Annotated in this window: 26 protein-coding genes; 6 read left to right on the top strand and 20 right to left on the bottom strand. The window is 40.3% G+C overall.

Annotated features, from left to right (window positions below):
* Positions 1–182: 182 nt before the first annotated feature.
* Positions 183–1,754, bottom strand: coding sequence for a glucose-specific PTS transporter subunit IIBC (gene ptsG, locus ACE1TI_RS01180; RefSeq protein ID WP_375005734.1), 1,572 nt, complete (start codon positions 1,752–1,754; stop codon positions 183–185).
* Between the two features lie 95 nt (positions 1,755–1,849).
* Positions 1,850–3,202, bottom strand: a complete 1,353-nt coding sequence (locus tag ACE1TI_RS01175) for a 6-phospho-alpha-glucosidase (protein ID WP_375005733.1) — start codon at positions 3,200–3,202, stop codon at positions 1,850–1,852.
* Between the two features lie 141 nt (positions 3,203–3,343).
* Here ACE1TI_RS01175 and ACE1TI_RS01170 point away from each other — a divergent pair, with 141 nt between their 5' ends.
* Positions 3,344–4,153, top strand: a complete 810-nt coding sequence (locus ACE1TI_RS01170; RefSeq protein ID WP_375005732.1) for a MurR/RpiR family transcriptional regulator — start codon at positions 3,344–3,346, stop codon at positions 4,151–4,153.
* 309 nt (positions 4,154–4,462) lie between these two features.
* Here ACE1TI_RS01170 and ACE1TI_RS01165 read toward each other — a convergent pair whose 3' ends face one another.
* The gene (locus ACE1TI_RS01165; protein ID WP_375005731.1) at positions 4,463–4,873 is read right to left on the bottom strand and encodes a helix-turn-helix domain-containing protein; all 411 of its coding nucleotides are present in this window, start codon (positions 4,871–4,873) and stop codon (positions 4,463–4,465) included.
* Between the two features lie 237 nt (positions 4,874–5,110).
* On the opposite strand from ACE1TI_RS01165, the gene ACE1TI_RS01160 reads away from it, so the two are divergent.
* Both ACE1TI_RS01160 and ACE1TI_RS01155 read left to right on the top strand, forming a co-directional pair.
* Positions 5,111–5,290, top strand: a complete 180-nt coding sequence (locus ACE1TI_RS01160; RefSeq protein WP_375005730.1) for a hypothetical protein — start codon at positions 5,111–5,113, stop codon at positions 5,288–5,290.
* A 232-nt stretch (positions 5,291–5,522) separates the two neighbouring features.
* Complete coding sequence (locus ACE1TI_RS01155) at positions 5,523–6,737, top strand: CynX/NimT family MFS transporter (RefSeq protein WP_375005729.1); 1,215 nt, start codon at positions 5,523–5,525, stop codon at positions 6,735–6,737.
* Positions 6,738–6,791: 54 nt separating this feature from the next.
* Here ACE1TI_RS01155 and ACE1TI_RS01150 read toward each other — a convergent pair whose 3' ends face one another.
* Genes ACE1TI_RS01150 through ACE1TI_RS01135 form a run of 4 tightly spaced genes read right to left on the bottom strand, consistent with a single transcriptional unit; the run spans position 6,792 to position 10,667 of the window.
* A complete protein-coding gene (locus tag ACE1TI_RS01150; protein WP_375005728.1) occupies positions 6,792–7,904 on the bottom strand; it encodes a cupin domain-containing protein in 1,113 nt (370 codons plus the stop codon).
* 22 nt (positions 7,905–7,926) lie between these two features.
* The gene (locus ACE1TI_RS01145; RefSeq protein ID WP_375005727.1) at positions 7,927–8,421 is read right to left on the bottom strand and encodes a DinB family protein; all 495 of its coding nucleotides are present in this window, start codon (positions 8,419–8,421) and stop codon (positions 7,927–7,929) included.
* Positions 8,422–8,427: 6 nt separating this feature from the next.
* Positions 8,428–9,372 carry a fumarylacetoacetate hydrolase family protein gene (locus ACE1TI_RS01140; protein ID WP_375005726.1) on the bottom strand — a complete coding sequence of 315 codons (945 nt, stop codon included), beginning with the start codon at positions 9,370–9,372 and terminating at the stop codon, positions 8,428–8,430.
* Positions 9,373–9,398: 26 nt separating this feature from the next.
* Complete coding sequence (locus tag ACE1TI_RS01135) at positions 9,399–10,667, bottom strand: phenylacetate--CoA ligase family protein (protein ID WP_375005803.1); 1,269 nt, start codon at positions 10,665–10,667, stop codon at positions 9,399–9,401.
* 225 nt (positions 10,668–10,892) lie between these two features.
* On the opposite strand from ACE1TI_RS01135, the gene ACE1TI_RS01130 reads away from it, so the two are divergent.
* Both ACE1TI_RS01130 and ACE1TI_RS01125 read left to right on the top strand, forming a co-directional pair.
* A complete protein-coding gene (locus ACE1TI_RS01130; RefSeq protein ID WP_375005725.1) occupies positions 10,893–11,663 on the top strand; it encodes an IclR family transcriptional regulator in 771 nt (256 codons plus the stop codon).
* A gap of 10 nt (positions 11,664–11,673) precedes the next feature.
* Positions 11,674–12,459, top strand: coding sequence for an IclR family transcriptional regulator (locus ACE1TI_RS01125; protein WP_375005724.1), 786 nt, complete (start codon positions 11,674–11,676; stop codon positions 12,457–12,459).
* A 261-nt stretch (positions 12,460–12,720) separates the two neighbouring features.
* Here ACE1TI_RS01125 and ACE1TI_RS01120 read toward each other — a convergent pair whose 3' ends face one another.
* Together ACE1TI_RS01120 and ACE1TI_RS01115 are read right to left on the bottom strand one after the other, a co-directional pair.
* Positions 12,721–13,296: a hypothetical protein gene (locus tag ACE1TI_RS01120; RefSeq protein WP_375005723.1), complete on the bottom strand. Its 576-nt coding sequence runs from the start codon at positions 13,294–13,296 to the stop codon at positions 12,721–12,723.
* 32 nt (positions 13,297–13,328) lie between these two features.
* On the bottom strand, positions 13,329–14,561 hold the full coding sequence (locus ACE1TI_RS01115) for an FAD-dependent monooxygenase (protein WP_375005722.1): 1,233 nt from the start codon (positions 14,559–14,561) through the stop codon (positions 13,329–13,331).
* A gap of 172 nt (positions 14,562–14,733) precedes the next feature.
* Here ACE1TI_RS01115 and ACE1TI_RS01110 point away from each other — a divergent pair, with 172 nt between their 5' ends.
* Positions 14,734–15,492 carry an IclR family transcriptional regulator gene (locus ACE1TI_RS01110; RefSeq protein ID WP_375005721.1) on the top strand — a complete coding sequence of 253 codons (759 nt, stop codon included), beginning with the start codon at positions 14,734–14,736 and terminating at the stop codon, positions 15,490–15,492.
* A gap of 200 nt (positions 15,493–15,692) precedes the next feature.
* Here the strand turns inward: ACE1TI_RS01110 and ACE1TI_RS01105 are convergent, their stop codons facing one another.
* The 11 genes from ACE1TI_RS01105 to ACE1TI_RS01055 form a co-directional block, all read right to left on the bottom strand.
* Complete coding sequence (locus ACE1TI_RS01105; protein ID WP_375005720.1) at positions 15,693–16,094, bottom strand: acyl-CoA thioesterase; 402 nt, start codon at positions 16,092–16,094, stop codon at positions 15,693–15,695.
* Between the two features lie 9 nt (positions 16,095–16,103).
* Positions 16,104–16,949: a fumarylacetoacetate hydrolase family protein gene (locus ACE1TI_RS01100; protein WP_375005719.1), complete on the bottom strand. Its 846-nt coding sequence runs from the start codon at positions 16,947–16,949 to the stop codon at positions 16,104–16,106.
* Positions 16,950–16,975: 26 nt separating this feature from the next.
* Positions 16,976–18,097: a cupin domain-containing protein gene (locus tag ACE1TI_RS01095; protein WP_375005718.1), complete on the bottom strand. Its 1,122-nt coding sequence runs from the start codon at positions 18,095–18,097 to the stop codon at positions 16,976–16,978.
* 410 nt (positions 18,098–18,507) lie between these two features.
* Positions 18,508–18,747, bottom strand: a complete 240-nt coding sequence (locus tag ACE1TI_RS01090) for an acyl-CoA thioesterase (protein WP_375005717.1) — start codon at positions 18,745–18,747, stop codon at positions 18,508–18,510.
* 31 nt (positions 18,748–18,778) lie between these two features.
* Positions 18,779–20,344 carry a class I adenylate-forming enzyme family protein gene (locus ACE1TI_RS01085; RefSeq protein WP_375005716.1) on the bottom strand — a complete coding sequence of 522 codons (1,566 nt, stop codon included), beginning with the start codon at positions 20,342–20,344 and terminating at the stop codon, positions 18,779–18,781.
* 19 nt (positions 20,345–20,363) lie between these two features.
* Positions 20,364–20,861: an acyl-CoA dehydrogenase family protein gene (locus tag ACE1TI_RS01080; RefSeq protein ID WP_375005715.1), complete on the bottom strand. Its 498-nt coding sequence runs from the start codon at positions 20,859–20,861 to the stop codon at positions 20,364–20,366.
* Positions 20,862–20,911: 50 nt separating this feature from the next.
* Positions 20,912–22,288, bottom strand: a complete 1,377-nt coding sequence (locus ACE1TI_RS01075) for a xanthine/uracil/vitamin C permease (protein ID WP_375005714.1) — start codon at positions 22,286–22,288, stop codon at positions 20,912–20,914.
* Between the two features lie 45 nt (positions 22,289–22,333).
* Positions 22,334–23,884 (bottom strand): class I adenylate-forming enzyme family protein, encoded by a 1,551-nt coding sequence (locus ACE1TI_RS01070; protein ID WP_375005713.1) that lies wholly within the window; start codon positions 23,882–23,884, stop codon positions 22,334–22,336.
* Positions 23,885–23,972: 88 nt separating this feature from the next.
* On the bottom strand, positions 23,973–25,154 hold the full coding sequence (locus ACE1TI_RS01065; RefSeq protein ID WP_375005712.1) for an acetyl-CoA C-acetyltransferase: 1,182 nt from the start codon (positions 25,152–25,154) through the stop codon (positions 23,973–23,975).
* An 18-nt stretch (positions 25,155–25,172) separates the two neighbouring features.
* Positions 25,173–25,952, bottom strand: coding sequence for an enoyl-CoA hydratase/isomerase family protein (locus ACE1TI_RS01060; protein ID WP_375005711.1), 780 nt, complete (start codon positions 25,950–25,952; stop codon positions 25,173–25,175).
* Positions 25,953–25,971: 19 nt separating this feature from the next.
* Complete coding sequence (locus tag ACE1TI_RS01055; RefSeq protein WP_375005710.1) at positions 25,972–26,826, bottom strand: 3-hydroxyacyl-CoA dehydrogenase family protein; 855 nt, start codon at positions 26,824–26,826, stop codon at positions 25,972–25,974.
* Positions 26,827–26,926 lie beyond the last annotated feature (100 nt).

Below are 26,926 nucleotides of genomic sequence, written 5' to 3'. Positions count from 1 at the left end.
TACTATATCCAGAAGAATGAGTCTATTTCTTGTTGAAAAATTATAAAGCTGCGTGGGCTTAATTCCTTTTGAGTGATACGCCCTAAGCACTGCAGCTAATGCTTAACTGCTAAACCAATAATTTGTTTCCTATTGCTATATAAAGTCCAGCATCATTTGCCGGATGCTGGACTCTATCCTTTTCAAGCTGATTTATTATTTTCTATAATATCGCTTATTTGGTTTTTTAACACCTCTGCAGTCGGTCCGAATATTGCCTGTATTCCGTTACCTACTTCAAGGACTCCACGCGCTCCAAGCTGTTTCAATTGACCGTGATCTACCTGCTGTTTGTCGTTTACACTAACTCGAAGACGTGTAATGCATGCATCAATATTTTTAATATTGGCCTCGCCACCTAGAGCAGCCAATACTTTGTAGGCCTTATCATTTTGTTCATTTTTCCCTTTGCTCTGGAAATCCTCTTTTGAATACAATCTATTGGAATCTTCATTTCCACGGCCCGGGGTTAGCAAATTCCATTTTTTAATTACAAACCTGAAAACAGCATAATATACAACAGCCATTGCTAAACCGACCAATACCGCCAAATACCATGGTTCTCCCACTCCAGGAAGAACGCCAAATAACATAAAGTCAATAAGACCTGAACCACCAGCATAACCAATGTTTACATCTAAAATATACATAAGCATAAAAGAGAACCCTGCCATAATACTATGGAAAACATAAAGTAGAGGGGCGACAAATAAAAATGTAAACTCTATTGGTTCCGTGATTCCCGTAAGAAAAGCAGTACCCGCTGCTGTAAATAGCAGACCGCCTACTGCCTTTTTGTTTTCTGGTTTTGCCATATGATACATGGCTAATGCTACAGCCGGTAAGCCAAACAGTACAAATGGAAACTTACCGGCCATGAAACGTCCAGCTGTAATCTCAACTGTGGAGTCCATTTGTCTGTCAGCAAGCTGCGCCATATACATTGCTGTATCACCCGAAACCACATTTCCGGCAAGCGTTGTATACATCCCTCCCACTTCTGAGAAACGAATTGGAATATAAAAAATATGATGAAGTCCAAATGGAATCAGGGCTCGTTCCACCAACCCATAAATAAACATAAAAAACATCGGCGTATTTTCACCTGCTAAAGCATTTCCCATCGAAAAAATGAGGCTCTGTACGGAAGGCCAAACTGCTGTCATTATTAAAGCGATGACAATGGAAGAACCTGCTGTGACAATTGGCACAAAACGTGCACCACCAAAAAATGATAACAATTCCGGCATTTTAAAGTCGTGAAACTTCTGATAGAGTGCAGCAGCTGCAAATCCAACAACAATTCCACCAAATACTCCAACTTGCAATGTTGGAATACCTAATTCCATTGCATTCCCTGCTTCTTCTGCTGTTTCTGCGGTGATTCCCAGCACCGTTCCGATTACAGTATGCATAATAATATAACCAACTAAAGCTGACAGAGCTGCCGCTGCTTTGCCGCCTGTCCAGCTTCCGGCTATGCCAACAGCAAATAACACCCCGAGGTTACTAAAAATAGCATTCCCTGCTTCTCTCATTAAAGAAGCTGTCATCTGCCAAACATCATTTTCTAAAAACGGTAAGTACTCTATTAAATATTCCGATTGCAGTGTTGTTCCAATACCAAGCAGCAGCCCGGCAGCAGGAAGTAATGAAATAACTACCATAAACGTTTTGCCAAGACGCTGAAAAAACTCAAAGTTAAAATTTTTCATCGAAAATGTCACCCTTTCACCCTTTATGTAAACGCATACTCAACTGTGGAAGAAAGGAACGATAGCTATAACTACCGTTCCTTAAGGAGATAAAATTATACCAAAGCAGGTGCTGGCCGTTCCGAACGCAGTTCAGGCCAGTATCCTCGATTAGCTTCAATAAGTGCATCTAAAACGTCTCGTGCTTTTGAAGCAGATACTACCGTTCGGTTTAAGGTCAAAGCTTGAAGCGCTTTATCATAAGACCCTTCTAAATAAGCCTCTACGGTAAGTTTTTCATATGCAAATTGTCCTTCAATTAATCCTTTATAAAAGGTTGGAATCTTTCCAACACTGTAAGGACGCGGGCCATTAGCAGTTAGGCTTGCTGTTACTTCAACCATTGCATCTTCTGGTAAGTTTTCAACCAATCCTTCGTTTTTCAAAATAACGATAAAATGACTTCCTTTATTGTAAGCAATTGATTCTGCGACTACTAAAATAAATTCTCCATGCGCATCATTGTGAACTACTTTCGATTCCTGAGAAGTTCCCATTTCTGCAACCCGTTCGCACTCCTCAAAAACTCGTTTTTCACGACCAGCCATCACCTCATTGGCACGGGTGAAATCAGGATCAAGTTTTTGCTTCACTTTATCGGGATAGAGATAGTATTGTAAATAAGTGTTTGGCAGATAATCGGGAAAGTCTTGAACAATTTGCTCTACCATGGAATAAGTATCAAGCCACGATTGATCCCGCTGTTCGTAATCAACTGGACGAAATCCACCACTCAAGATTTTCTCACGCAATTCTGGTAGTAAATCATTTCCATTTTCATCGTAAAGATTTGTAAACCAGCCAAAGTGATTCAAGCCAAAGTAGACTGGATCAAATTCACGAGGATCTTTATCAAGAATACGTCCATAAGAACGAAGCAGATTTTCAGGCTGGTCACAAATATTCAAAATACGTTTATCCTCCGGAAAGATACGTCCTATCGCATCGGCAACTATAGCAGCTGGATTTGTATAATTTAATATCCAGGCATCTTTTGTCTTTGCTCGCACATCCTCTACTAGCTGTACCATGTCACGAATAGAACGCATCCCATATGCAAATCCTCCCGGACCACATGTTTCCTGGCCAATAACACCCAGTTGCAGTGGAATTTTCTCGTCTTTTTCACGCATGGTATAACCCCCAGTGCGCATTTGAACGAAAACAAAATCTAGATCTTCCCGAAAAGCCTCTTCTTTATTGGTTGTATAGTGAAAATCCAACTCCGGATACTCTTCTTGGAACAAAACCTTCGCATACTCACCGATAATTTTTTGCCGTTCCTCATTAATATCAAGCATGACTAAGCGATTTATCGGAAAGCTATTTTTTCTTGCGCAAATACTTTTCAAAAGTCCAGGCGTCCACGTACTGCCTCCGCCTACAATTAATACATTATGTGCTCTCATATGATCAACTCCTGCAGTGGATTTGTTATCGTTTACATTTCCAAGTGTAGGATATGATCGTTCCATTCTAAGAAAAATTTCATTTTCTGAAATTTTTTTAGTGGTTATACTAGAGAGTAAGGAATGTAGAGGAGGCGTTATATGTATAATTTTGTTGCAAAACTATTAAATTTTATTGAATCATCCATTGATCAAGCAAGCACTGATATTGTAATCGCCGAATACATTCTAAAAAACGTGCACCAAATACCTGACATGTCTATACATGAGCTTGCACATGCGTGCCACACTTCTCCCGCTACTGTTACAAGATTTTGCAGAAAGTTTGACAATGTTTCATTCAAAGAATTGAAAGAATATGCACGAACGTTTAATGAATTTAATTCTTCGGAAGTAGATTATCAAGAGATAGAAAAAAACGTGAATCATAACGAAATTGCTAATTACTTCGAACACGCTCAAGTTTCGTTAAATGAAACTTTGAAATTATTAGATTCAAAAAGCTTGTTTTCCATTGCTGCTAAAATTCATAGGTCTAAGAAAATTTCTTTCTTCGGGGTAACTTTTTCTCATGTTATTGCGCGTAATGCTCAATTTAAATTCTTACGTCTAGGAAAACATGCTCTTTCCTATAGCAATCATGAAAACCAATTATCTGAAGCTGAATCCCAGTCTGAAGATCTAGCTTTTATTATTTCTTTTTCAGGAAATACTCGCTTTATTACCCGGCTAACGAAGGTTCTCACTAGACAAAGAACGCCGATCATTGCAGTAACCAGTGATCCTCATTCATTTTTAGCCCAACGTGCAACAGATATTATTCAAGTTAGCAGCCAAAAGCTCAAAACGTACAAATCCCCCCTCGTTGAAGAACTGAGCCTGCAAAGCGCTATAAATTCGCTTTATCTCGTTTATTCCACTTACTTGCACCGTTTGGAAAACAGTAAGTAAACACATGAACGAAAGCGCAAGCGCCCTGATCAGCCTCGACAGGTAAATGTTCTCCAGTCATGAAAGGCGCTCTTTGCTTTCATGACTGGAGGTTATTTAACCCCGAGAGGCTGGGCGCTGAAGCTAGACGCGGATCAAACAATATGGAGGTAGTTATCCACAATTTGTAAAAACATAATTTCCTAAACAATAAAAAAACCCGGCTTACCGCCGAGCATGAAAAACACCTTAAAACGCCTCGTCCTTTGAGGCAACAGCGGTATCAAGTATATCCTGTACGTTAAATGCTGACTCTTGCTTAAACACTCACTAATAACAGTTTAAACAAAAACCCTCTTTTCCAGCATTTTTGCCAGGAAAAAGAAGGTTTTTATCATTTCTTTCTTTGTTTAACAGCCTTATTTTTTCTTTCTTTTTTTCTTTAATAAAAGCTTTAAAACGATCTTTGGACACACCGGACTCCTTTGCTTCCATGACTACTTCACGCCATTGTTCATCAAGGTCTGCTGCTTCCTCGCCGGCTGTTTTCTCCCCTAACAGCTGATGCACAGAAATATGAAGAGCATAAGCTATTTTTTCGAGATTTTGGACAGAAGGGCAGGTCCAATTATTTTGTTCTACTTTATTTAAATAACTAACCGAAACGCCTGCTTTTTTCGCTAATTCTATCACTGTTATGTCTTTTTCCATTCGATAGCGGACAATCCGTTCACCAATCATACGGAAAACCCCTTTACCTACTACTACCCTATCAAGAATGATTCAAAGAGCAGGGGTTTCTACCAACAGGGGAACCCTATATAAATAAAAAGAGCCGTCATCTGTGTTTTATATTCATGACAATTCATGACTTCCCTCGCATTTATTACAATTATATTACATGTTAATATGTATTTAAAATGGATGTTTTTCCAAATCATTCTTATTTTGGTACGAACATACAAGGAGGAATTGTTGTTGAACGCTGACAAGCCATATGTAGAGTTATTGATGTCGTCTCCTAATCCGCACACAAGCTTTTTATCTTTATCCCAAACAATCTGGAACCTGCAGGATTTAAACACCTGTGCAAAAAAGAATGCGCTGCAAAAAGTTGTTGAAGCTTATGAAGAAATCTGTCAAAATATGAACCGCTAACTTTAAAAAACGTTTTGAATTAATTCTTTTTTCATTTATTTGTATACCCAGCCTTAAGAGAGGTTGGGTATATTATATCACAGCAATGCGTAATAGCGAACATTTTTCGCAAGAATATTACAATATCATTTCATGTTTTTAACGCTGCTCTCTTCTGCTGAGTCATCTTATTTGGCCTTACCCCTATCGTCCGTATATAATTATAAGAAGATCATTTTTAAGGATGTTTGTTATGCCTTCATTGTCTTCTTATAAAAACCTACATAAGCGCTACTCTTATTTTTTCCTTATTGCAGGAATCATTTTTGTGGCTTTTAACCTAAGACCAGCTATTACTTCTGTTGGGCCGCTTATTCCTATCATAAGAGAAAGTACTGGAATGTCTAACAGCATGGCAGGCACTTTAACTACTATTCCTCTCTTGTCCTTCGCTGTATTTTCGCTGGTTGCACCGAAGCTCGGGCTTCGCTTTGGCAATCATCTTTCTATTTTTTGTGCACTGCTTATATTAGGAGCGGGGATTCTTATTCGTTCTTCAGGTGTCATCACTGCTATATTCATAGGTACTGCGTTAGTAGGCGTAGGAATAGCGATATGCAATGTGCTGCTGCCAGGAGTGGTTAAGTTCAGTTTCCCCAAAAAAGTAGGTCTAATGACTAGTTTATATACAGCTTGTATGGGTATTTTTGCCAGTATTGGTTCAGGTGTTAGTATTCCTCTCTATGAAACCTTTGGGCTTGGCTGGGAACAGGCCTTGGGAGTTTGGGCTGTTCTTACTGTACTTGCTTTGTTTGTGTGGCTCCCTCAAATTATAGGAACGAAAGAAACAAAGAAGCCGGTTAAGGAAGATAAACCCGGTTTTTCGCAGTCAATCTGGTCGTCCTCCCTCGCCTGGCAGGTCACTCTTTTCATGGGGCTGCAGTCATTTCTTTTTTATAGTTTAATAACGTGGATTCCAGATGTCCTGGTAGAATTAGGAATGAGCCTGTCTCTAGCAGGCTGGATGCTGTTTCTGCTGCAGTTAGTAGGGATTCCTTTCAGCTTTGCGGCTCCTATCATCGCAGATAAACTAAACAACCAAAAACCGATTGTTATTGCTATCTGCTCCTTATACTTTTTAGGATTTACTGGTCTGATTTTCAACCCTAATGTCGCTGTTATAACAATTAGTGTTTTATTTTTAGGTACAGCACAGGGCGGGGCCATCAGTCTTGCATTAACGCTGCTGAGTTTAAGAGCTGCCAATGCCCGCCACGCTTCCTTGCTTTCCGGTATGGCACAATCATTTGGCTACCTGCTTGCTGCAGCAGGGCCCGTTTTCATGGGATTTTTATATGATACTTTTCATACTTGGAAGCCCTTTCTATTTGTTTTATCTGGCATTGCTGTGTTTATTCTTTGGTTTGGGCTGAAAGCAGCCGAAGATAAATTCGTGCTCCCGGAATAACTAAAGCACAAAAGAGCCAGGCTGGAGCTTCATTCTCCGCCTGGCTCTTTTAGATTATTCAGGTTGAAACGTCTTTTTTACTTTTTGGTGTCCTTGATTTACTTCATATTCTTCTTCACGCTGCAGACCAAAATGCTCCATAATAGGTGTATCATGGACAGAGAAGAAGTGAGCTTCTTCTGCTCCTGTATTCACGTGTTCATGCCAGCACCAGCTCGGTACAATGAAGAAATCTCCTTTCGACCATTCAAATTTTACTCCATCAATGACAGAATAGCCTTCTCCTTCATGAACAAAGTAAATAGAAGAATTGGTATGACGGTGAGCTTTAGAATGGTATGCTTTTGGCAGTCTCTGCATCCAGGAAGCAATATTAGCATTTGCAGTATTTCCTGTGGAAGGATTAATAAACTCCACAGCATGACCGTCAAACGCATCAGGATCAAATTCTGACAGGCCATCAAGGGCATCCTTAGTCTGCTCCCATTTATAAGCTCCTACCGGGGCTTTTCTCGGCTGACGGTCATTTATTGGACGTACGAGACCGCCTTGATATTGCTTGCTAGAGAAATTATCTGGGTGCTGAGCAGGTTCCATGCCATCCGGATGCCCTTCAAAAAATGTACCGCCGGTTGCATATATAAATGGAATATCAAGTACATCCATCCAAAACATCGGTTCGCTTCCTTCATGTCCATGACCGTGCCACATTCCCTGAGGTGTGACGACGAAATCACCTTCATTCATAAACATCCGCTCGCCGTTAATTACCGAATAAGCTCCTTGTCCATCAATAATGAACCGGAGCGCACTTTGAGTATGGCGATGAGATGGAGCTTCTTCTCCTGGAAGAATCAACTGCACCGCCGCGTAAATGTTTTGGGTGGCAGCTCCCCACCCCCAGGGTTCTCTATCTTTTAATCCAGGGTTTTGTAAATAAATAGCCCGCCGTTCACCACCTCGTTCTGGGGTGAAAATCTCTGTTGCTTCCATTAAATATTCACGAATTGTTTCCCATTTCCAAAGGTACGGTACTGCCAGCGGTTTCGGTTCTTTTGACACTAATTCCGGGATGGCATTCCATAACGGACCTAAACTTTTCTTTTCTATCTTTTCATTGAATTGATTTACCACATCACTGTCCATAAATACATTTTTTTCCGCCATTTTTCATGCCTCCTTATTTCATTTAAACCTTTTGTTTTTCATATTGAGAGACAATTCTTTGAAATTGGTTCTGATGAGTATCTAGGTGCTCTACTAAAAAGTGTTCTACTAAAAACTCCATCGACTTTACACCGAATTTAGGAATATTATGAGGTTTTTCTATTTTTAAATCCTTTTCACTAACTTTAGAAAGACGTTTTACTGCAATATCTTTAGTTTCTTGAATCCCTTTCAATACGCTCTCTACCTCACGATTCTCACTGGCAGCCACAGCTGCGAGTCTTCCTTCATGCTGCATGTTGCGGCCCCAGGTCTCAGCATTCTTTTCTACGACATTTTCCAGTTCTTTTGTAAAATACAATGGAAATTCTTCCACATGACAAAGCAGTTCCATTATCGACCATTCTTCTTCAGAAGGCTTCCATCTAACTTGCTCATCAGATAATGCCGCCGCTTGTTCTGGAAAAAACTCTAATTTTTCTTTCACGATCTTTGCATAAGCTTCTCCGTTTTTCATAAGGATTTAACCTCCCTGAACTTTTTTCACTTTATTTTCGAGAACGCCAACTTCGCTGACTTCAATCCGCACCACATCTCCATCATTCAAAAAGGCCTGTGGATCTCTTGCTGCTCCTACCCCGCCTGGAGTACCGGTGCATATAACATCGCCAGGTTCAAGGGTCATAATTTCTGATAGAAAACTAACTAATCGATTCACGTTAAAAACAAGACTGCTAGTGTTAGCGTGCTGTCTTTCTTCTCCGTTGACCGTAAGTGATATATCGAGCTTATCTGGATCAGGAACTTCATCTTTTGTAACGAGCCAAGGCCCCATCGGAGCACTGCCGTCTAGCGATTTTCCTTGCAGCCATTGTAATGTTCGCTGCTGCAGATCCCTCGCGCTTACATCATTTACAATCGTATAACCTGCCACATAATCTAAAGCATCTTCTTCTTTTACATTTTTAGCTTTTTTGCCAACAACAAAGGCAAACTCGGCTTCATAGTCAAGCTTCTCCGTAATAGGCGGATAAGGGATTTCATCTTCAGGCCCTATTACCGCATTAGCAAATTTTGCAAATACAACCGGATGGGTTGGAAGATCTCTTCCCATTTCTAAAATATGTTCACGGTAATTGTGGCCGACGCATATAATTTTACTTGGATTCATTACCGGTGCTTCGATTTTCACTTCTGAGCGAGGAAATATCCATTCTTCTTTTTCTCCCTGGGATGCCTGATTTTGAATATAATCGGCTGCCTTCTGGGCAAGATTCAGACTTTCATCGCCTCCGTGAAGAAAATCTACCGCATTTTCAGGTACCAGTGCAGCCGCAAGCTGCTCCGCTCTTTCATTATTTTCATTTTTTAATAGGGAAAGATATGCTCCATTCAAATCAATAACCTGATCATTTACTAAGCATCCAAGACGGACACGGCTTCCTTTTCGGTAGTTAATAAGTTTCATAACCTAATCACCTCTTCTGTAAAATTTTATCGAATTCTTTCATCCTGTACTCTTCTTGATTTCATCTCAAAACGCGGAAGCACTCCATCATCCACGAGTTCGAGCTCGACTCTTAAACCTAAGCGCTCTCTTAAAAGCGCTTTCAAATCACTGCACACAGAGGATTCTCCTTCTATTTGCACCTTTACTTGATCCATATCATTTTCTGTGTAATAAACAATCCTGAATTCATTTACTTTTTCAAATTCTCTCACAATAGATTCGATAGATTGTGGAAAAATGTTGATGCCTCTTATAACAACCATGTCATCTTTTCTCCCTACAATTCCTCTTGGAAGAAAACGGTAATAATTGCCGCAGCTGCATTTTTCTGTTGTATGAATAACAATATCACCTGTTCGATACCGAATGAGCGGGTAGCCGTATCTGCCAAGGTTTGTCAGCACCAGCTCACCTCTTTCTCCTTCTTCGACTACTTCGCCAGTATCTGGATTTATTACTTCTGCAATAAACTCCGATTCATTAATGTGCATACCTTTTTGTTTTGAACAAGAAAAACCATATGCCCCGATTTCAGTCATTCCTACATGATCATACACCATTGCACCCCAGCTCGATTCAATAGAGTTTCGCACCGAAGGAATGGATCCCCCTGGCTCTCCTGCTATAATAATTTTCGTAATGGAGGAAGATACAAGATCTATATTATTTTTCGCAGCTACTTCAGCCAGATGCAAGGCATAGCTTGGCGTGCACAGTAAAACCGTAGCCTGGTTTTCCTGCATGCTGAACAGTCTCTCTTTAGAAGACTGTCCTCCTCCTGGGATGACAACGCACCCTCTGTCTTTTCCACCTTGATACCCGGCCCAAAACCCTATAAACGGCCCAAACGAAAAAGCCAGAAAAATTTTATCATCCGGTGTAACACCGCTACTCTTATACACTTCCTGCCAGCATTTGCTCCACCAATCCCAGCTTTCTTTCGTATCGAGTACTCTTATCGGGTTCCCTGTCGTCCCTGACGTTTGGTGATATTCTACATAACTTGATAAAGGGTATGAATGATTCCTTCCATAAGGCGGAAATTGCTGTTGATCTTCGGCAAGTTCCTGCTTTGTTGTAAATGGGAGCGCTCTCAAATCTTCGCAGCTTCGTACCGGAAGTTTTACATCTTTTAACTTCTCCTGATAAAATTTGTTGTTCTGCGAAGAAAACAAGAGCAGCTGATTTAATCTCTGTAACTGATAAGTCTCAAGCTCCATCCCCGTTTCATATAACGGATACAGGTTGGCCATCGCCACATTTCCCCTCTCCTTTCGCTTCATATAACTATGATAACTTTTTTAAGATCACTTAAAATACAGTGTAATAATGAATCCTTTTGGCAGAAAGTTTAATTTTCTTATATACGGAACTTTTCAAAAAATATTATCATATTGGCCTATTTCCAGGTTGCTCGGAATCTTTCAGGTTAGCTATAATATTGGAAACGGTCTCAACATCAAAGAGGTGGGAGTGGAATGACAGAACATAAAAAGATAAGGGGACATACCTCTCTTGAGAATGCCTTACGTGCCCTTAAAAGCTTTTCAGAAGATGAACCGGAAATGGGGGTAAGCGAGCTTTCTAAAAAATTAGGATTGGGAGTGAGTACTACCCATCGATTACTATCGACACTTGCGCAAGAAGATTTTGTCGTAAAGAATCCAGCCACAAACAAATACACAATAGGGCTGTCTGTTCTGCAGCTAACCAATACCGTTACAGAACAAATTAGAATAATAAAAGAATCGCAGCCTGTCCTGCAGCGTCTGACAGAAGAAACAGGGGAAAGTTCCCACATTGGAATTATAGACGGAGAGCATGTGATTTATCTCCAGAAAGTAGATGGAATCCATCCTGTTAAGCTTGATTCTCACTTAGGAAAAAGAAATCCAATTCATTGCACAAGCTCAGGCCAGGCGATTCTTGCATTCCAGCCAGAGGAAATGATTACAGACCGCCTCTTTCGTCCATTAAAGGAGTACACAGAATACACTTTAACAGAGCCTGAAGAATTAAAAAGAAAACTGATAAACATTAGATCTAATGGGTTTGTAACAAGCAATCAAGAATTTAGAAAAAATATATATTCTATCGGAGCGCCGATTTATAAAACAAGTAATAATGTCATTGCGTCTATTAATATAGCAGGACCGGTCCAGCGAATTAAACCAAACAAGAAAAACTTTATAGATAAAGTTTTAGAAGCAAGTCGACAGCTATCTTCTATCATCCAGCAGAGATCATGAGGTGAACCATTTGAGCAATCAAATTTCAGACAACAAATACAAGCTTTCTTCTGTCCAAAATGCAATGAAAATTCTTCAGCTGTTTAAAAAAAATACGAAAAAAGACCTTGGCGTTGCAGAAATTTCAAAACAAACCGGTCTTCCTAAAAGTACGGCACACCGACTGATCTCAACACTTAGCAAAGAAGGCTTTCTATCCCAAAACCCGCGTACCGGGCAGTATCGTTTAGGATTGTCGTTATTAACATTAGGCGGAGTGGTTTCAGTGCATAAAGAAATATACCGGGATGCTTATCCTATTGTAGAAGCACTCGTGAAAGAAGTAGGAGAAACATGTCACATCTGCTTGTTAGAAAAAAATAAAGTGGTGTATTTTTACCGGATGAAAAGAAAAAATCCGGAAATGCTGGTAACTGACATTGGCAGAAAAAACCCAGTTCATTGTACAAGTGAAGGGCTCATTTTACTCGCTTACCAAGACGAATCATATATAGAGAAAATAATAGAAGAAGGACTGCCTCAGTACACAGAGCATACTATTACCGACCCTCCGCTCTTAAAACAAACCCTTGAAAAAATAAAAGAAGATGGTTATGCGATAAACAAGGAGCATTTTTATAAGAATTACGTAAGTATAGCAGTCCCTATTCGAGATTATTCTTCTAATGTTGTTTCTTCGCTTGCAATAGTGGGACCAACCAAAAGAATAACTGAGAGTAAGTACTCCTATTACATCCAGGCCTTAAAGGATGCAGCCAGTGAGATCTCAGAGGAATTAGGATATTACGGAGAATAAGTGGAGAAAAGGATGCTGGGTTGGGCTGTTTCCGAAAAACAAAAGGGGCTGCCTCCCTTTTGAAGACACCCCGTTATGAATTAAATATATTCAGTTAGCTGATAGACAGCTTTCTGCTCACAATATCTGCATTTCCTTTTAACCTGAGGCTTCACAGCCATTACATGCGGTGTCACCATTTCAACTAAAAAACGTTTGATATGTTTTTTGCAAGAAAAAGTCATTTTCCATCCCTCTTATTTGAAAAATGCAAACGTCTCATTAGGAAATAAAGAAAGTATTACTTTGCGGACCAAGCGGTAAATGCCCGTCTTCTAGTATTTCAACGATATATAGAAAAGGATTGTCTTCCCAGCCCTTCAAATCGGACACTATTTCCCACGCACACGCCAGTACACTAACATACATTGCATACCCAACTAAAAAGGCCACTGTTTTTTCTTTCTCAAATATATCATATGCCCCTTTAAATGCACCGTGGTACACTAGCTCTGGAACGTTATATACAATGTCTTCTAATATTTCATTTCTTTCTGATTCTTCTATTTTTTGTTTAATTTGTTCCGGTATTTCCTTTAGTTCCTGCCATAGATGGCTTTCCTCTAAAGAAAGCACAGGAGCCATTGTGGTTACCTCTTCTTTCTTAATCACTTCCACCTGATACGTTTCTATCCCTAAGGTATTCATAAACTTCTCGGTTTTTTCCACAATTGAACTGTTATTTTTCCCGACATTTTGGTACCAATCTATATTCATCAGGCGTTCTAGTAATCTTCCTACGTTTTCGCCGTTTGCTCCGTACCGCTTTGCATCTGAAATTTCTAAGGCTACAGCCACCTGTCTCACTCCTTATCTAATAATTTCTGACTTTAATATTTCGTTGTCAGTTCAGGAGGTCCAAACTTAGGACCATATGGGCCTTCATCGAGCCAGCGTCCGAGCTTTGGAGCAATCGAAGTAAGTGATGCCGCTACTTCTCGTTTCAAATTCATTTCCGGGGCATTCCCTTGAAGATGATGCAGCGCCGTGGTAGAGCCGTCTCTATTCCATTTAGCAGCTATTCTGCGCTCTTTTGCTGCTGCTTCAATCGCTTCCTGACGGTCTTCCTGGCGCTCTGTTTGAAGTGCTTTTTCTATTCCATTGACTGCTATAATCGCATCAGGCACACCAGAATTCAGACCGCGTGCACCAAATGGAGCAAATAGGTGAGCTGCTTCCCCAGCTAATAGGACTCTGCGGTTTTCATCAGTAAAAGAATCAGCCACTACCTGGTGGAATCGATAGGAAGACACCCAGGTAATTCGTTCGGAATATTTAGAATGCATGACATTCGGAAGCCATTTTTTCACGCCTTCCACGTCTTTATAATCTTCTGGGTCATCATCTTCTAATAACTGTAAGTCTACTCTCCATCCACCTTTAAAGGGGACAAGCATCACATTGCGGCCGTTCATAGCAGGATGCTGATAGTGGAAGACTCTTTCTAATGGCATTGGATTATTTTCATCTTCTTTAATATCGACAACGAGGAAAGTATCTGCGGTACGCGGTCCTTCAAATTTCAGCCCTGTTGTATTTCTTACAACAGATCGGCCGCCGTCCGCTCCAATGACATAATCAGCTTCCCATTCTTCTCCAGCTTCTGTAATTATTTTGACTCCGTCTCCATGTGTTTGGCACTCTTTTACAGGCGTATTCCATTCAAATTCCACCCCTGCTTCTACACACGCATCATAAATATGACCTTCAATTTCATCTTGATGCAGCGCCGTAAATGGAGGCAGTTTGTGAGGGTCTGTCGTATCTGTCACCCCGTAATTTCTTTTATACACTTCTTTTCCTTTGTAAAGGGTTCGTTTCACTGGCCACACAATACCGTTTCTAGCAAGAGTAAAGCCAAGATCTTCCGATGTTTTCTCTAACAATTGCAATGATGCATTATGAAGATAAATTGCTCTGCTTCCAGGACGCGGATGCCCAAACGGATCAGCTTCAAGTACTACTGAAGATATCCCCTTTTTCTTCAATGCTAATGCTGCCGTCAAACCGACTGGACCGGCTCCAACTACTATGACGGAACGTTTTTTTGATTGATTAGCCATAACTGCCTCTTCCTTTCCTTCTTGAAATGAAAACGTTTACTAATTAAATTATAAATAAGGACGCCCCACCATATGTAGGCAATTATTCTTCTATATGGTACGCTCCAAATTTCTTTACGATTTAAATATGATAAAATGGAGCTAGAACTTATAGTAAGGATGATATTAGTCCATGGCAGAGAAAAAAAACGCACAGGTTCAGTCTTTACTAGTAGGCTTTTCTATTGTAGAGCTGATTGCAGAACGAGACACTCCGATGAAGTTCAATGATATACATAATGAAACTAAAATTACGAAAAGTAATTTATATAAATATTTAAATACGTTAACATCACTAGGTATTCTGCATAGAGATCCAGATAACGGCATGTACACCCTTGGGAGCACCCTGGTTCAATATGGCATGGCTGCGGTAAATAAAGAAGATGTTGTAAACCGGGCAAGCTCTTTTCTACAGGAGATCAATTTAAAATCGAAAGAAACAACCCTGTTAGCAGTCTGGACGCACACAGGCCCGATGATTGTCAAAATGATTCACAGCAGTTTAGGCCTGAACCTCGGAGGACAAGTGGGAACCATTCTGCCGATTAACTCAGCAGCTGGAAAACTGTTTGCCGCCTTTATGAACGATCCGATCGCTAATACCTGGAAGGAAAAAGAACAGAGTGATATGAACGTGGAGCAAAAGGAATCCTTCAACAAAGAACTGGAAATAATTAAACAGAAAAAAATTGCGTTTGCCAAAGAAGCTCTAGCGCCTTCGGTTGCATCGACGGCTGTTCCGATTTTCAATTACAACGAAGAGCTTTTAGGCGGTGTTATTGTTGTCGGTTTTGAAAAGTCTATTCCTCAGTCTACAGAAGAGGAGTTAAGTCAATATTTGCTGAAAAAAAGTCAGGAGATCTCTCTTGCTTTTGGAGGCAAAATGTAGTTTAAAAAACCAAACAAAGGGACGAGCCTCTAAAAACAAGAAAAGCTGTTCCAGCTCATCTGAAAAAAATAGCGGAACAGCTTTGTTTACACTGATTAGGAAAGGATAACATTTCAGTCTATCATCAATGTAACCAAATCAGTATAAGGGCAACGAGGCAAACGCCTCCACCTAATGGTTTGATGCCAGCAACATTTTCTTTATTGTAAAAGAACGTTTTTTATAAAAGAGGGAACCGGGGCTGCTTTTGGTTTCCCTTCCGCAGTTGACGTCCACGCTCTTTTTTCATATCCTTCCGCAACCACTTGCTCTCCTTTTCTAAATTGGTGCTCTACTTTAAACACCTTGTTATTTATTTCCGTCACTTCAGAATGAATGCTTACTCTATCTTCATGAACCAACGGAGATTTAAACTGGCAAAACGTTTCGAGCAAAGGAAGTATAACTTGTTCCTCTTTTTGAAGCTTAGAAGCCGGGTAGCCGGCTGCTTCAAACAGTTCATGCGTGGCCTGGTCCATCCACCTGTAAAAATTAGGATAAAAAACAATCGCTGCTGCGTCTGTGTCTCCCCATGCTACTTTTATATCATAGATATTTTTCATGTTCTCCTCCTACGCTTCATACCCTGCTTTCACTGGAACAGTAAATTCTCCCACATTCTCAACATGGATGCGGACGTTATCTCCTTCTTTAATAGGTCCTACCCCTTCAGGAGTACCCGTGGCAATAATGTCGCCCGGATATAGTGTCATGTTTTGTGTAGCAGCCTCGAAACATTTAAAGCAGTCATAGATTAAATTTTTTGTGCTGCCGTCCTGGCGCAGTTCATCGTTCACCCACAATTTCAAGTCTAAGTTATTAGGATCGTCAATTTCATCGGCTGTCACAATCCACGGTCCTATTGGGGTAAACGTATCAAATGATTTTCTCCAGGTCCTCTCTTCATTGCCCCGAATAGAAATATCCAATAAAGCAAAATAGCCAAATATATAATCTTTTGCATCTTCTGCCTTAACATTACGCGCTTTTTTCCCAACGACAAACCCTAGTTCTGCTTCATGGTCCGTTCTTCTGCCTTCCATTGGAAGAAGAATCGGGTCGGATGGACCTGAAAGGGAAGATGGCGCTTTCAAAAAAAGCTTTATTTCTTCAATCGTGCGGGGAGCATTGTTAAATTGTTTGTTCATTTCTTCCTGGTGTTTACGGTAATTGACAGGAGCTGCCCATATTTTACTGGTGGATGGCACCGGAGCCTGCAATTCCACATCTGCTAAATTATAAACGTTCCCTGTTTCATCTGTTTCCAGGTCTTGTTTGATGGTATCGAACTGTTCCATAAGCTGAACCAGTGAATTGAACGGGGTTTCTTTATTCCATTGCACCTTGTTTGTTATATCAACAATTTTATCGTCTTTTACAATCCCTAACAAATAGTCGTTAAATATAGCTATTTTCATAGATTTTTCCCCCTGGGTTGATGGTTTTAGACTTCCACGGATGGTTTAAATACTTTTTCAATCGTTTGGTGCCCATTGTTTTCTGTGTATTCATCACCAAATTCCAGTTCCAGTTTTTCCATCACCGGTTTATCATTAATAGAGAACAAGAACGCATCATCGCTGCCTTCGTTCACATGTTCATGAAAGTTGTAAGGAGGCAGAATGAAAAAGTCGCCTTTGGACCATTCAAATTTCTGGCCGTCAATTACTGTGTAGCCGTTTCCTTCCAGCACGTGATAAATAGCGCTGTGAACATGACGATGTGCTTTTGTATGCTGGCCGGGGAGAAGCTTTTGCATCATTGTACCGATTCTTGAATCAGCCGGACCTCCCGTTGTTGGATTGATGTATTCAATTGTATACGCATCAAACGGGTCTTCTTTTTCTTTGGACTGGCTGATTTTTTCTAATTCGTAATGAGCTCTCTCCCAAGTGTAATTAAAAATCGGGGAAGGATATCCTGGTTTTACTTCTTCTCCTAATGGTGCAAAAGCTCCTCCTGATAATTTCTTCGTTGTATAGTTTTCCAGAGGCTCTTCTGGGTAAAAACCGCCTTCATATGGTTCAAAAAACGATGCCGCTAATGTCCGCACCAGCCCTACATCGAGGCCGTCCATCCACAACATAGGCTCTGACCCTTCATGTTTGTGCTCATGCCACGTCCAAGCCGGTGTTAAAATCATATCTCCGCGTTTCATATATGCTCTTTCTCCATTAACTGCCGTATATGCTCCGTCTCCTTCGATAATAAAACGTATAGCCGTTTGGGAGTGGTGGTGAGAAGGAGCCATTTCTCCAGGCAGCAGTAGTTGAATGCCAGCATATAGAGTATGCGTGCCGTATCCAACCAGCCCTCGTTTTAACAAGCTGGGATTTTGTAAATATACCACACGACGTTCGGCGTCTTTTCCCGGCTCGAGAATTTCACTGGCTTTCAAAGCATAATCACGAATTGCTTCCCACTTCCACAAATACGGCTCTACATCATGAACAGGCTCTTTCGTAACCATATGTCCTAAATCATGCCACAACGGCCCAATGGAATCCTTTTTCATATTTTCATAATACTGTTTGATTTCCGCTTCACTGAAAACCTGCTTTCCCATGGAAAAACACTCCTTTTTCATAATAAATAAAAAGATCATATTTACACGTATTCCAAAATTAGAGAACTTAATTACTTATTTATGATGATAAGGAAATAGCGTTAAAAATGTCAATAGGTAAAAAGATATTTTTGAAAGCGATTTATAAATCTGCCAACACTTCTATGCCGTAAAAAAAAGAACCGCCCCAATCTTTGGTTTAGGGGCAGCTGTTGTTAAAAAGCATCATTATACTAAATGTTTTTTTGTTTCATCACATAGCAAGTTTTCTATATAAGAAGGTATATTATTTAGCGAGATGGTTTCTTCCCCTTTTTTAACCCACCCTCTTATTTCATACCCACTTCCCGTCATTTCACCGTCTTTGAAAACATCGTGACGAATTTCAAATGTTTTCTTTTTTACTTCTGCTATTTCAGATTTAATAAGAATAACCTCGCTATATAATGGATGATAAAAGGAACACTGCACATCCAATAACGGAAGAGAGATAGACTTTTTTTCAGTAATTCATGTAAAGGTACATCCATTTCACGGAAGAAGTGATAAGTGGCATTATCAAACCACCTGAAGTAATTAGGATAATAAACGATCCCAAATCCATCTGTTTCACCAAAATTGACTCTTACCTGTAATTCACTTTTACGCATGAAACACTCCTCTTAAACAAACATGTAAAAGCTATCTAAGCTCTGCTGCTAATTGTTTATCCATTTGATGTTGAAGGGCCATCCTGCTTATTTTCCCTGATGCTGTCATCGGCAGGGAGGGAACGATAACAATTTTATCGGGCACTTTATAATAAGCCACTTTCTCTCGAATAAATTCCTCTAGCTCTTCTTCTGTTGCCGATGCTCCTTCTTTTAATTTGACAGAGGCACACGTCACTTCTCCAAGCACCGTATCCGGCAGCCCAATGATTGCCACTTCTGAAACAGCGTCGTGTTGATAAAAATGTTCTTCTACTTCACGCGGATATATATTATAGCCTCCGCGAATGATTAAATCTTTTTTTCTCCCTGCAATGCGGAGGTACCCATTTTCGTCCATGGTTCCTAAATCCCCTGTGGCATACCATCCATCATCGCTTAACACTTCTTTCGTTTTTTCCGGCATCTCAAAATACCCCAGCATGATTCCTGGACTTCTCACTATTATTTCTCCTACTTCCCCCGGTTGGACAGGATGACGCGTTTTTTGGTCAACCACTTTCACCTCTACTCCCGGCATAGCCCGCCCCACTGTTTCTGCACGCCGTTTATCTGTGTCTTCAAACGTAGTAGCGGTTAAACATGGAGAGGCTTCTGTCATTCCATAAGAAATTAAAATCTCACAATGCATTTCTTTTCTTATTTTTCCGACTATTTCACGTGGTACCGGAGCTGCGGCTGCAATTCCTGTTCGTAAAGAGGCCAGGTCGTAAAATTTCAAGTCGCGATGATTTAATTCAAGAATAAACATGGTTGGTACTCCATGGTGTACGGTTACTTTTTCTTGTTCTATTAGTTGTAGAGATTTTTCTGCTTTAAAACTTTCTATGAAAACCATTTTTGATTTCGCTGCTGCAGCCGTCATGATGCTTGGAACCATTCCAAATATATGGAACACAGGTACAGGGACTAAAAAAACATCATCTGCAGTACATTTCATAAAATCAGCTGTCATTTCTGCTGTTTTTACAACGTTATAATGAGTCAGCATAGCACCTTTAGGTTTTCCAGTAGTTCCGGAGGTGTACATAATGGTAAACACGTCTTTTGCTTCCAAGTATGGAAACGAGACGGACTTTTCTTTTCCTTTTTCTAATAACGATGCAAAGGATAAAGCCTCTTCGTGCTCATATCGTACAGTTATAAGGTGTTTTAAATAATCGCTGCGTTGAGAAGCATTATAAAAATGGTGCCACAGTTGATTTTCATCTACGTGACCGGTGAAAAAAGCAGCTTTAACTTTAGCATTATTTAAAATGTATTCTATTTCCGACTCCTGGTATTTTGTATTAAAAGGCACGATAACGGCGCCAATTTTAGAGATCGCAAATAATATCACGACGAATTCATGCCAGTTAGGCAGACTGACTGCAATATGGTCGCCTTGTTTTATGCCCATGCCCTTTAATTCTGCAGCGGCAGCATTGCTCTCGCTCTCCAATTCCCTATAAAGCAATCGTCTTTTGCCATCATAAACAGCTTCTTTATCAGGAAAAAATCGCACGGCTTTTTCCAACAAAGAATGAACTACTACCATCAAAGATCTCCTTTCTTATTCATCTTTCATTAAGTCTTCGTGAGACGTATCCATAACCGCCATGCATCTGCAGAGCTTCATCGACGACATAATCCAGCATTTCAGAAGCGAACACTTTATTTACAGAACATTCTTCGGCATAATTTTTTAACAGCTTCGAAAATTCTACTTCATTTTCTTTACTGAACTCAGCTCCTTTTTCAAATTCTCCGGCTGTCCGGTATATCATGCTTTCAGCTGCAAAAATTTTCACTGCCATATTAGCTGTTTTTTCTTTGATCAAAGAAAATCGGGATAAAGGGCGATTAAACTGTTTTCTTTCCGTAACATAGTCAACAGCCAAGTTCAATGCATTCTTTGCACTGCCAAGGCAGCTGGCAGATATTTTATGACGGCCTATATTTAAAATATTAAACGCAATCGAGTGACCTTTTCCTATTTCACCAAGCACATTTTCAACAGGGACTTTTACGTCTCCTAAAATTAATGATGTAGTAGAAGAGCCTTTTAAACCCATTACTTTGAAAATTTAATGTTTTTCCATCCGGTTTTTTCCTCCTTTTAATACTAGCCTGCGTTTTTTTCTATCTCTTCGCTGTCTTCTTCAGAAGCCTCTTTTTTGAAAATGTTTGGACGCTGAATGAGGAAATAAAGAACAAGTCCAGCCACTAGTGCATAAGCAGCGCCATACACAGCCAATACGATTGCCATAACACCGGCAACTCCAATTTCTGCTTCTGTTTTCACTTGCTGGATCCCGATATTGATACAAAGGTAACCTGTTAATAAGAGGGTGATAGAAAGTGCAATCGGCAGGAATGGCTGAAATAATGTAACAAGCGGAAGTATAAAAATAGCTAGTGCAAGGGAGATGAGTAAAGAATTGGTTCCGGAAAAAATGGAATCCATTGCTCGTCTTCCAAACGTGTAGCGTTCGGCTACAGAAGCTGTCCCTGCTGTAAAAATAGGTCCAGCCAGCCCAGGATGAGGTAAAAACAAAGAATGTAAAAAATTTCGAACGAAAGTAAGCACATGAACCTGGTTTAAGTCGTAATTTATTACTTCATCTTTTCTTGACTCATTCGCTCGTTCAATTAGTTTTTGACCAACTACGATATCTCCGTAAGCGATAATATAAGCAAGGATTGCTGTTGGAGCAGCGGCTAAAAATATGTCAAACCCGGGAAAACCTAAAGCAAATGGACTGGTACCCCACATTTCAGCTAATGATGGTACTGTTATTCCCCATTCAACCTGCGGCGTTGGATATTCACTTACGATCCAGCCGATGATCATTGCCGCAATAATAGCTGGCATAATTCCATAACTAGCTATAAATTTAAGAATTTTATTTTTCTGGTTAAGCTTTTTGAAGGAAAGTGAGAACATAATATATAAACATAACAACCCGCCTGCTATTAAAGTGATCGGTGTTTCCGCCAACCGGCCGCCTTCTTCAATTTCGCTCATAATGGCTGTTATTCCGGCACCAATTAATATCCCTGCTTTTAAGGATGTAGGAAGCTTTGTAATAAATATCCTGCCAAGCCCGGATATGCCGAGTATAAGAAAGATAACTGCCACAATCAGCTGTACGGCAATGAGTGCTTGTATCGCTTGCGGCCCCGGTTCAAAATCAGTTAAAAATAAAACAAGAACTGGAATAAGCGGTGTAATAAAACCAGTAACAAACGGCACACCAAACATAGGCGGAATAAGCATTAAAAACTGACTGAAAATCGTAATAGTCAGAGCAGCTTCATAAGACATCCCGAGAACACCAGTCATAATTTCTATCATACTTAACCCGATCGTAAAGATAACAACCCCTTGAATTAATTCAGGATTTTCAAGCCGGTAGTGAATGAACGGCAGTCGCATTTTATATTTTCCTATTGGCCAATAAGGCTGCTCTCCACCTTTTTTTCTTTTATATAATGACATACAAGCTCTCCTCCTTACATTTTTTATTTGAAGCGCTTTCAAAATTTAAGAGTTGATTCTTTCCAGTAATTGATCCTTCAATTTCCCTTTTTGAATTTTCCCGCTTGCTGTTACAGGGAAATTTGACGTGAAGACAACTTGCTCCGGCACTTTAAATGCAGCAACACTTTCTGCTGTAAAATTTTTCATTTCTTCTTCTGTGCACTTTATGCTTTTTTTTAACTGAATAACCGCGCACACAGTTTCTCCGAGCACTTCATCAGGCAAACCGATAACAGCAGCCTCTATAACTTTTGGATGTTTCGTCAGTATAGCTTCGATCTCTTGAGGATATATATTAAACCCTCCACGGATAATCATTTCTTTCTGTCTGCCGGTGAAACGAACGTTTCCTTTTTCATCCACCATTCCAAGATCACCGGTGTAAAACCAGCCTTCCTTCTCTAGTACTTGACTCGTTTTGTCCGGCATCTTATAGTAACCTTTCATCATTGCAAAACTATGAACTGCAATTTCACCGACTTGTCCAGGAGGCAAAGGATTATGATTTTTATCCACGATTTTTATTTTAATGCCTTTAAGCGGCCTGCCAACCGTTTCTAATAGGGTTTTTTCATCATCATTATGTCTTGTAATCGTTACGCTTCCTGTCTCTGTAATTCCATAGGACTGACACAGGTGAAAGTTCATTTGTTTTCTGACTTTCTTTACTTGTTCCGGTGATATAGGAGAAGCCCCTACCATTCCTGTACGAAGCGATGAAAGATCATATTGAGAAAAATCTTCTTGTTCCAGCTCTTTTAGAAACATGGTCGGAACACCTTGATGCACCGTTACTTTCTCTTTTTCTATCAGCTTCAGCACTTGTTTTGGATGATATTTTTCCTGCAGTATCATTCTTGCTCCTGAAGCAATGGCTGTCATCAAATTGCATGTGATACCGAAGATATGAAATAGCGGCGCTGGTATAATGAAAACATCCCTTTTATCACATTTCATTTCTTCTGCTACTGTATAAGCGCATTGCACAATGCTTCGGTGTGCAGTCATCACACCTTTTGGAAGACCTGTTGTTCCTGAAGTATATAAAATACAAAAAAGATCTTCGTTCACATCAACTGCCTCTTCACGTACAACCTCCCCATGATTTGCCAATAGTTTTGTGTAAGACAAAAGTTCTCTTTCTTCAAACCGAACCGACACCACATGTTTCACGAGTGCTTTGGCAAGTGGAAAACCAACATTCTCCCCGAACTTTTCTGAAATAAATAATACGCTTGGTTCCGCATTTTTGAGAATATATTCGATTTCATGGGATCGATACACGGGATTAAAAGGCACCACAACTGCTCCTAATTTTGAAGCTGCAAAGAATATTACTGCTGTTTCATGCCAATTTGGCAAGCAGACTCCCACTCTGTCTCCTTTTTTGATACCTAGTTTTTGAAGGCCATTGGCCGCACGTTCGCTTAATTTTAGAAGTTCATTATAGGTCAGCCGTTTTTTCAAATCGTATATGACTTCCTTGTTTCCATGCGATGCTGCCGCGCTGTTTAATAACTGTGCCACTGATCGATCTTTTTGGACCGCTGACATGGCATATTCCACCTTCCTCACTATAAATTTCCTAATTTTCTAACGATTGTTTGCAGGGAAACAGAATAACTGTCCCCCTTTTTATGTGTTATACACTTTCCCAAATTGCTGCTATCCCTTGCCCTCCCCCGATACATACAGCGGAAACACCGTATTTTTGATTTCTTCTTTTTAACTCATAGGCCAGGGTTAAGGAAATTCTTGTCCCGCTCGCAGCAAGCGGATGTCCGATCGCAACTGCTCCTCCATTGACATTCCCTTTTTCCAAATCAAAACCGAGCTCTTTCTGGCAAGCTAAATATTGAGCAGAGAATGCTTCATTAATCTCAATTAAGCTCAGGTCATTTAATGTTAAATCTCCTTTTTTTAATGCTCCTTGTATTGCCGGTACTGGTCCGATTCCCATATACTTCGGTTCTACCCCAACAACCTCCCATGCTTTCAGACGAGCAATCGGTGTTAAGCCTTTTTGTTCAGCATAAGTTCTTGAAGCAATAACAACTGCAGCACCGCCGTCCACCATTCCGCTTGCGTTTCCAGGAGTCACTACTCCATTTTCAATAAAACGGGCTTTTAGCATTCCAAGCTGCTCCATACTCGTTTGACGAATATGATCATCCTCTTGAATAACTTCTTCTCCTTTATGCCCTTTCACCATAACCGGCACAATTTCTTCCTCTAAATACCCATTGTTTCTAGCCTGTATCGCACGTTCGTGACTTGAAAGTGCATGTTCATCCACTTCCTGTCTTGAAATGTTGTATTTCTCGGCAAGATTTTCTGCCGTTTCTGCCATAGTACAGCCCGCATTTGTATCCAGCAGACCATCCCATAACCAGTCTTCCATTTTCGGGCCTCCAAGCGGACTTCCCCATCTCATCCCAGGTATAACGTGAGGCACCTGGCTCATATTTTCTGTTCCGCCTGCTAAAACCACTTGGGCTTCTCCTGTCAAAATATGACGGGCTCCTGCTAAAATAGCTTCCACTCCGGTCCCGCAGACACGGTTTATCGTCACAGCCGGAACATCCTGCCGTGTTCCTGATTTCAACCCTATATGCCTTGCCAATAAGTGGGCATCTTTGCTTGATTGCTGCACATTACCAAATACGACGTGGTCAATTTCTTCCGGTGAAATTTTTGCTTTTTTAATTGCTTCTTTCGATGCAGCCATCCCTAAATCTGTTGCGGAAGTGCGGCGGAACGAACCCGTAATATTTGCAAATGGGGTACGTGCTCCTTCCAGCAGTACAATCTCTTCCTGAGCCAAATCATAGCCCTCCTTTATTTATTTTCCTTGAAATACAGGCTTTCTTTTTTCCGAAAATGCTGTTAATCCTTCCTTGGCATCTTTAGATACAAAAACATTACTAAAACAATGGTTTTCTACAGTTAAACCAGATTCTAAATCCACATTACTGCCGATGTTTATAGCTGTTTTCACCATATGCAGGGCAACCGCTGGTTTTTCGGTAAGTTTATGCGCCCATTCTATTGCTTCTTGAACAACTTTGTCTGACGCAGTCACCTTATTGACCAGATGAAGCTCGGCTGCACGCTCAGCATCAAACATGTCTCCAAAATAAAGAAGTTCCTTTGCTACTCCTTGACCAACGATTTTTTGAAGCCGCTGGGTTCCTCCTCCACCAGGAATAATACCAAGACCGACTTCCGGAAACGCAAACTTTGCTTTTTCGGAACAAATACGCAAGTCGCAAACGAGCGCTAATTCCACCCCCCCACCTAAAGCAAGTCCATTAATAGCGGCAATCACCGGTTTGTTAACGCTTTCAATTTTACAAAAAGCTTTTCTGGATTTTTGATTGGATTTGTTAATGCCTACTACATCGAGAGAGGCCATTTCATTAATATCGGCACCAGCGACAAATGCTTTCTCACCGCTTCCTGTCAGTACAATCGCTCCAACCTCATCATTTTCTTCCAGTTCATCCATGATATTGTATAATTCCTGAAAAACCTGGGCATTTAATGGGTTAACGGGTGGACGATTTATAGTGACAAGAGCTGTTTGATTTTCTATCTCACATGTTATAAATTCATAGTTCATTGGTATTCCTCCCGTTTGATTAATCATAATCGTAGAATCCGGCTCCAGCTTTTTTCCCGACTCTGCCAGTCCTCATAAGCTGTTTTAAATACATTGGCGGTGCAAAACGATCATCGTTAAACTCATTCTTGAAATATTCCATGGTATGATAGCCAATATCTACACCGGCAAAATCCTGCAGAGTAAATGGCCCCATCGGATAATTTAACCCGAGAGTTACCGCTTTATCGATATCTTCAGCGGTTGCAACACCTTCTTCCAATAGTTTAATAGCTTCGATAAACTGCGGAATCATGATGCGGTTTACAATAAAGCCGGGAGTATCTTTTTTCACTTCAATCGGTTCTTTGTCGACACTTTTTGAAAATTCTTTAATTTCTTGTACTGTTTCATCGCTTGTATTAAACCCTCTTACTACTTCCACTAGTTTCATCAGTTGAGCTGGATTGAAAAAATGCATCCCTGCTACGCGCTCTGGACGTTTGGTCGCACTGGCAATGGTAGTAATTGACATTGAAGAAGTGTTTGTCGCTAGAATGACTCCTTCGCGAACAATTTGGTCAAGCTCTGAAAATACACTCTTTTTTACTTCCAGATCTTCAATTACTGCTTCAATGACGAGATCTGAGTCATTAAGCTGTTCTATGTTTGTTGTCGTTGTAATTCTTTCGAGAACTTCTGCTTTTTCGTCTTCTGTCATTTTTCCTTTGGATACGCTTTTTTCCATAAATTTATTTATTCTGGCCAGCCCGTTTTCAAGAAATTTCTCTTCTACATCTCGTAAAATAACATGATATCCAGACATAGCTGCCAGGTTAGCAATTCCGCTTCCCATAGAACCTGCACCAACTATTCCAACTGTTTGAATGCTCATATGTTTTTCCTCCTGTGTGTCTTATTTCTTTATAGTTCTATTATAAATAGAGTAAAAAACAAAACACACCTACGTGATATAGGAAAAAAAAGTTCATTTT

It is taken from the genome of Alteribacillus sp. JSM 102045 (assembly GCF_041949975.1).
Taxonomy (GTDB): domain Bacteria; phylum Bacillota; class Bacilli; order Bacillales; family Marinococcaceae; genus Alteribacillus.
Note: the sequence above shows the minus strand (reverse complement) of the source record. Positions and strands in the feature narration are given on the sequence as shown.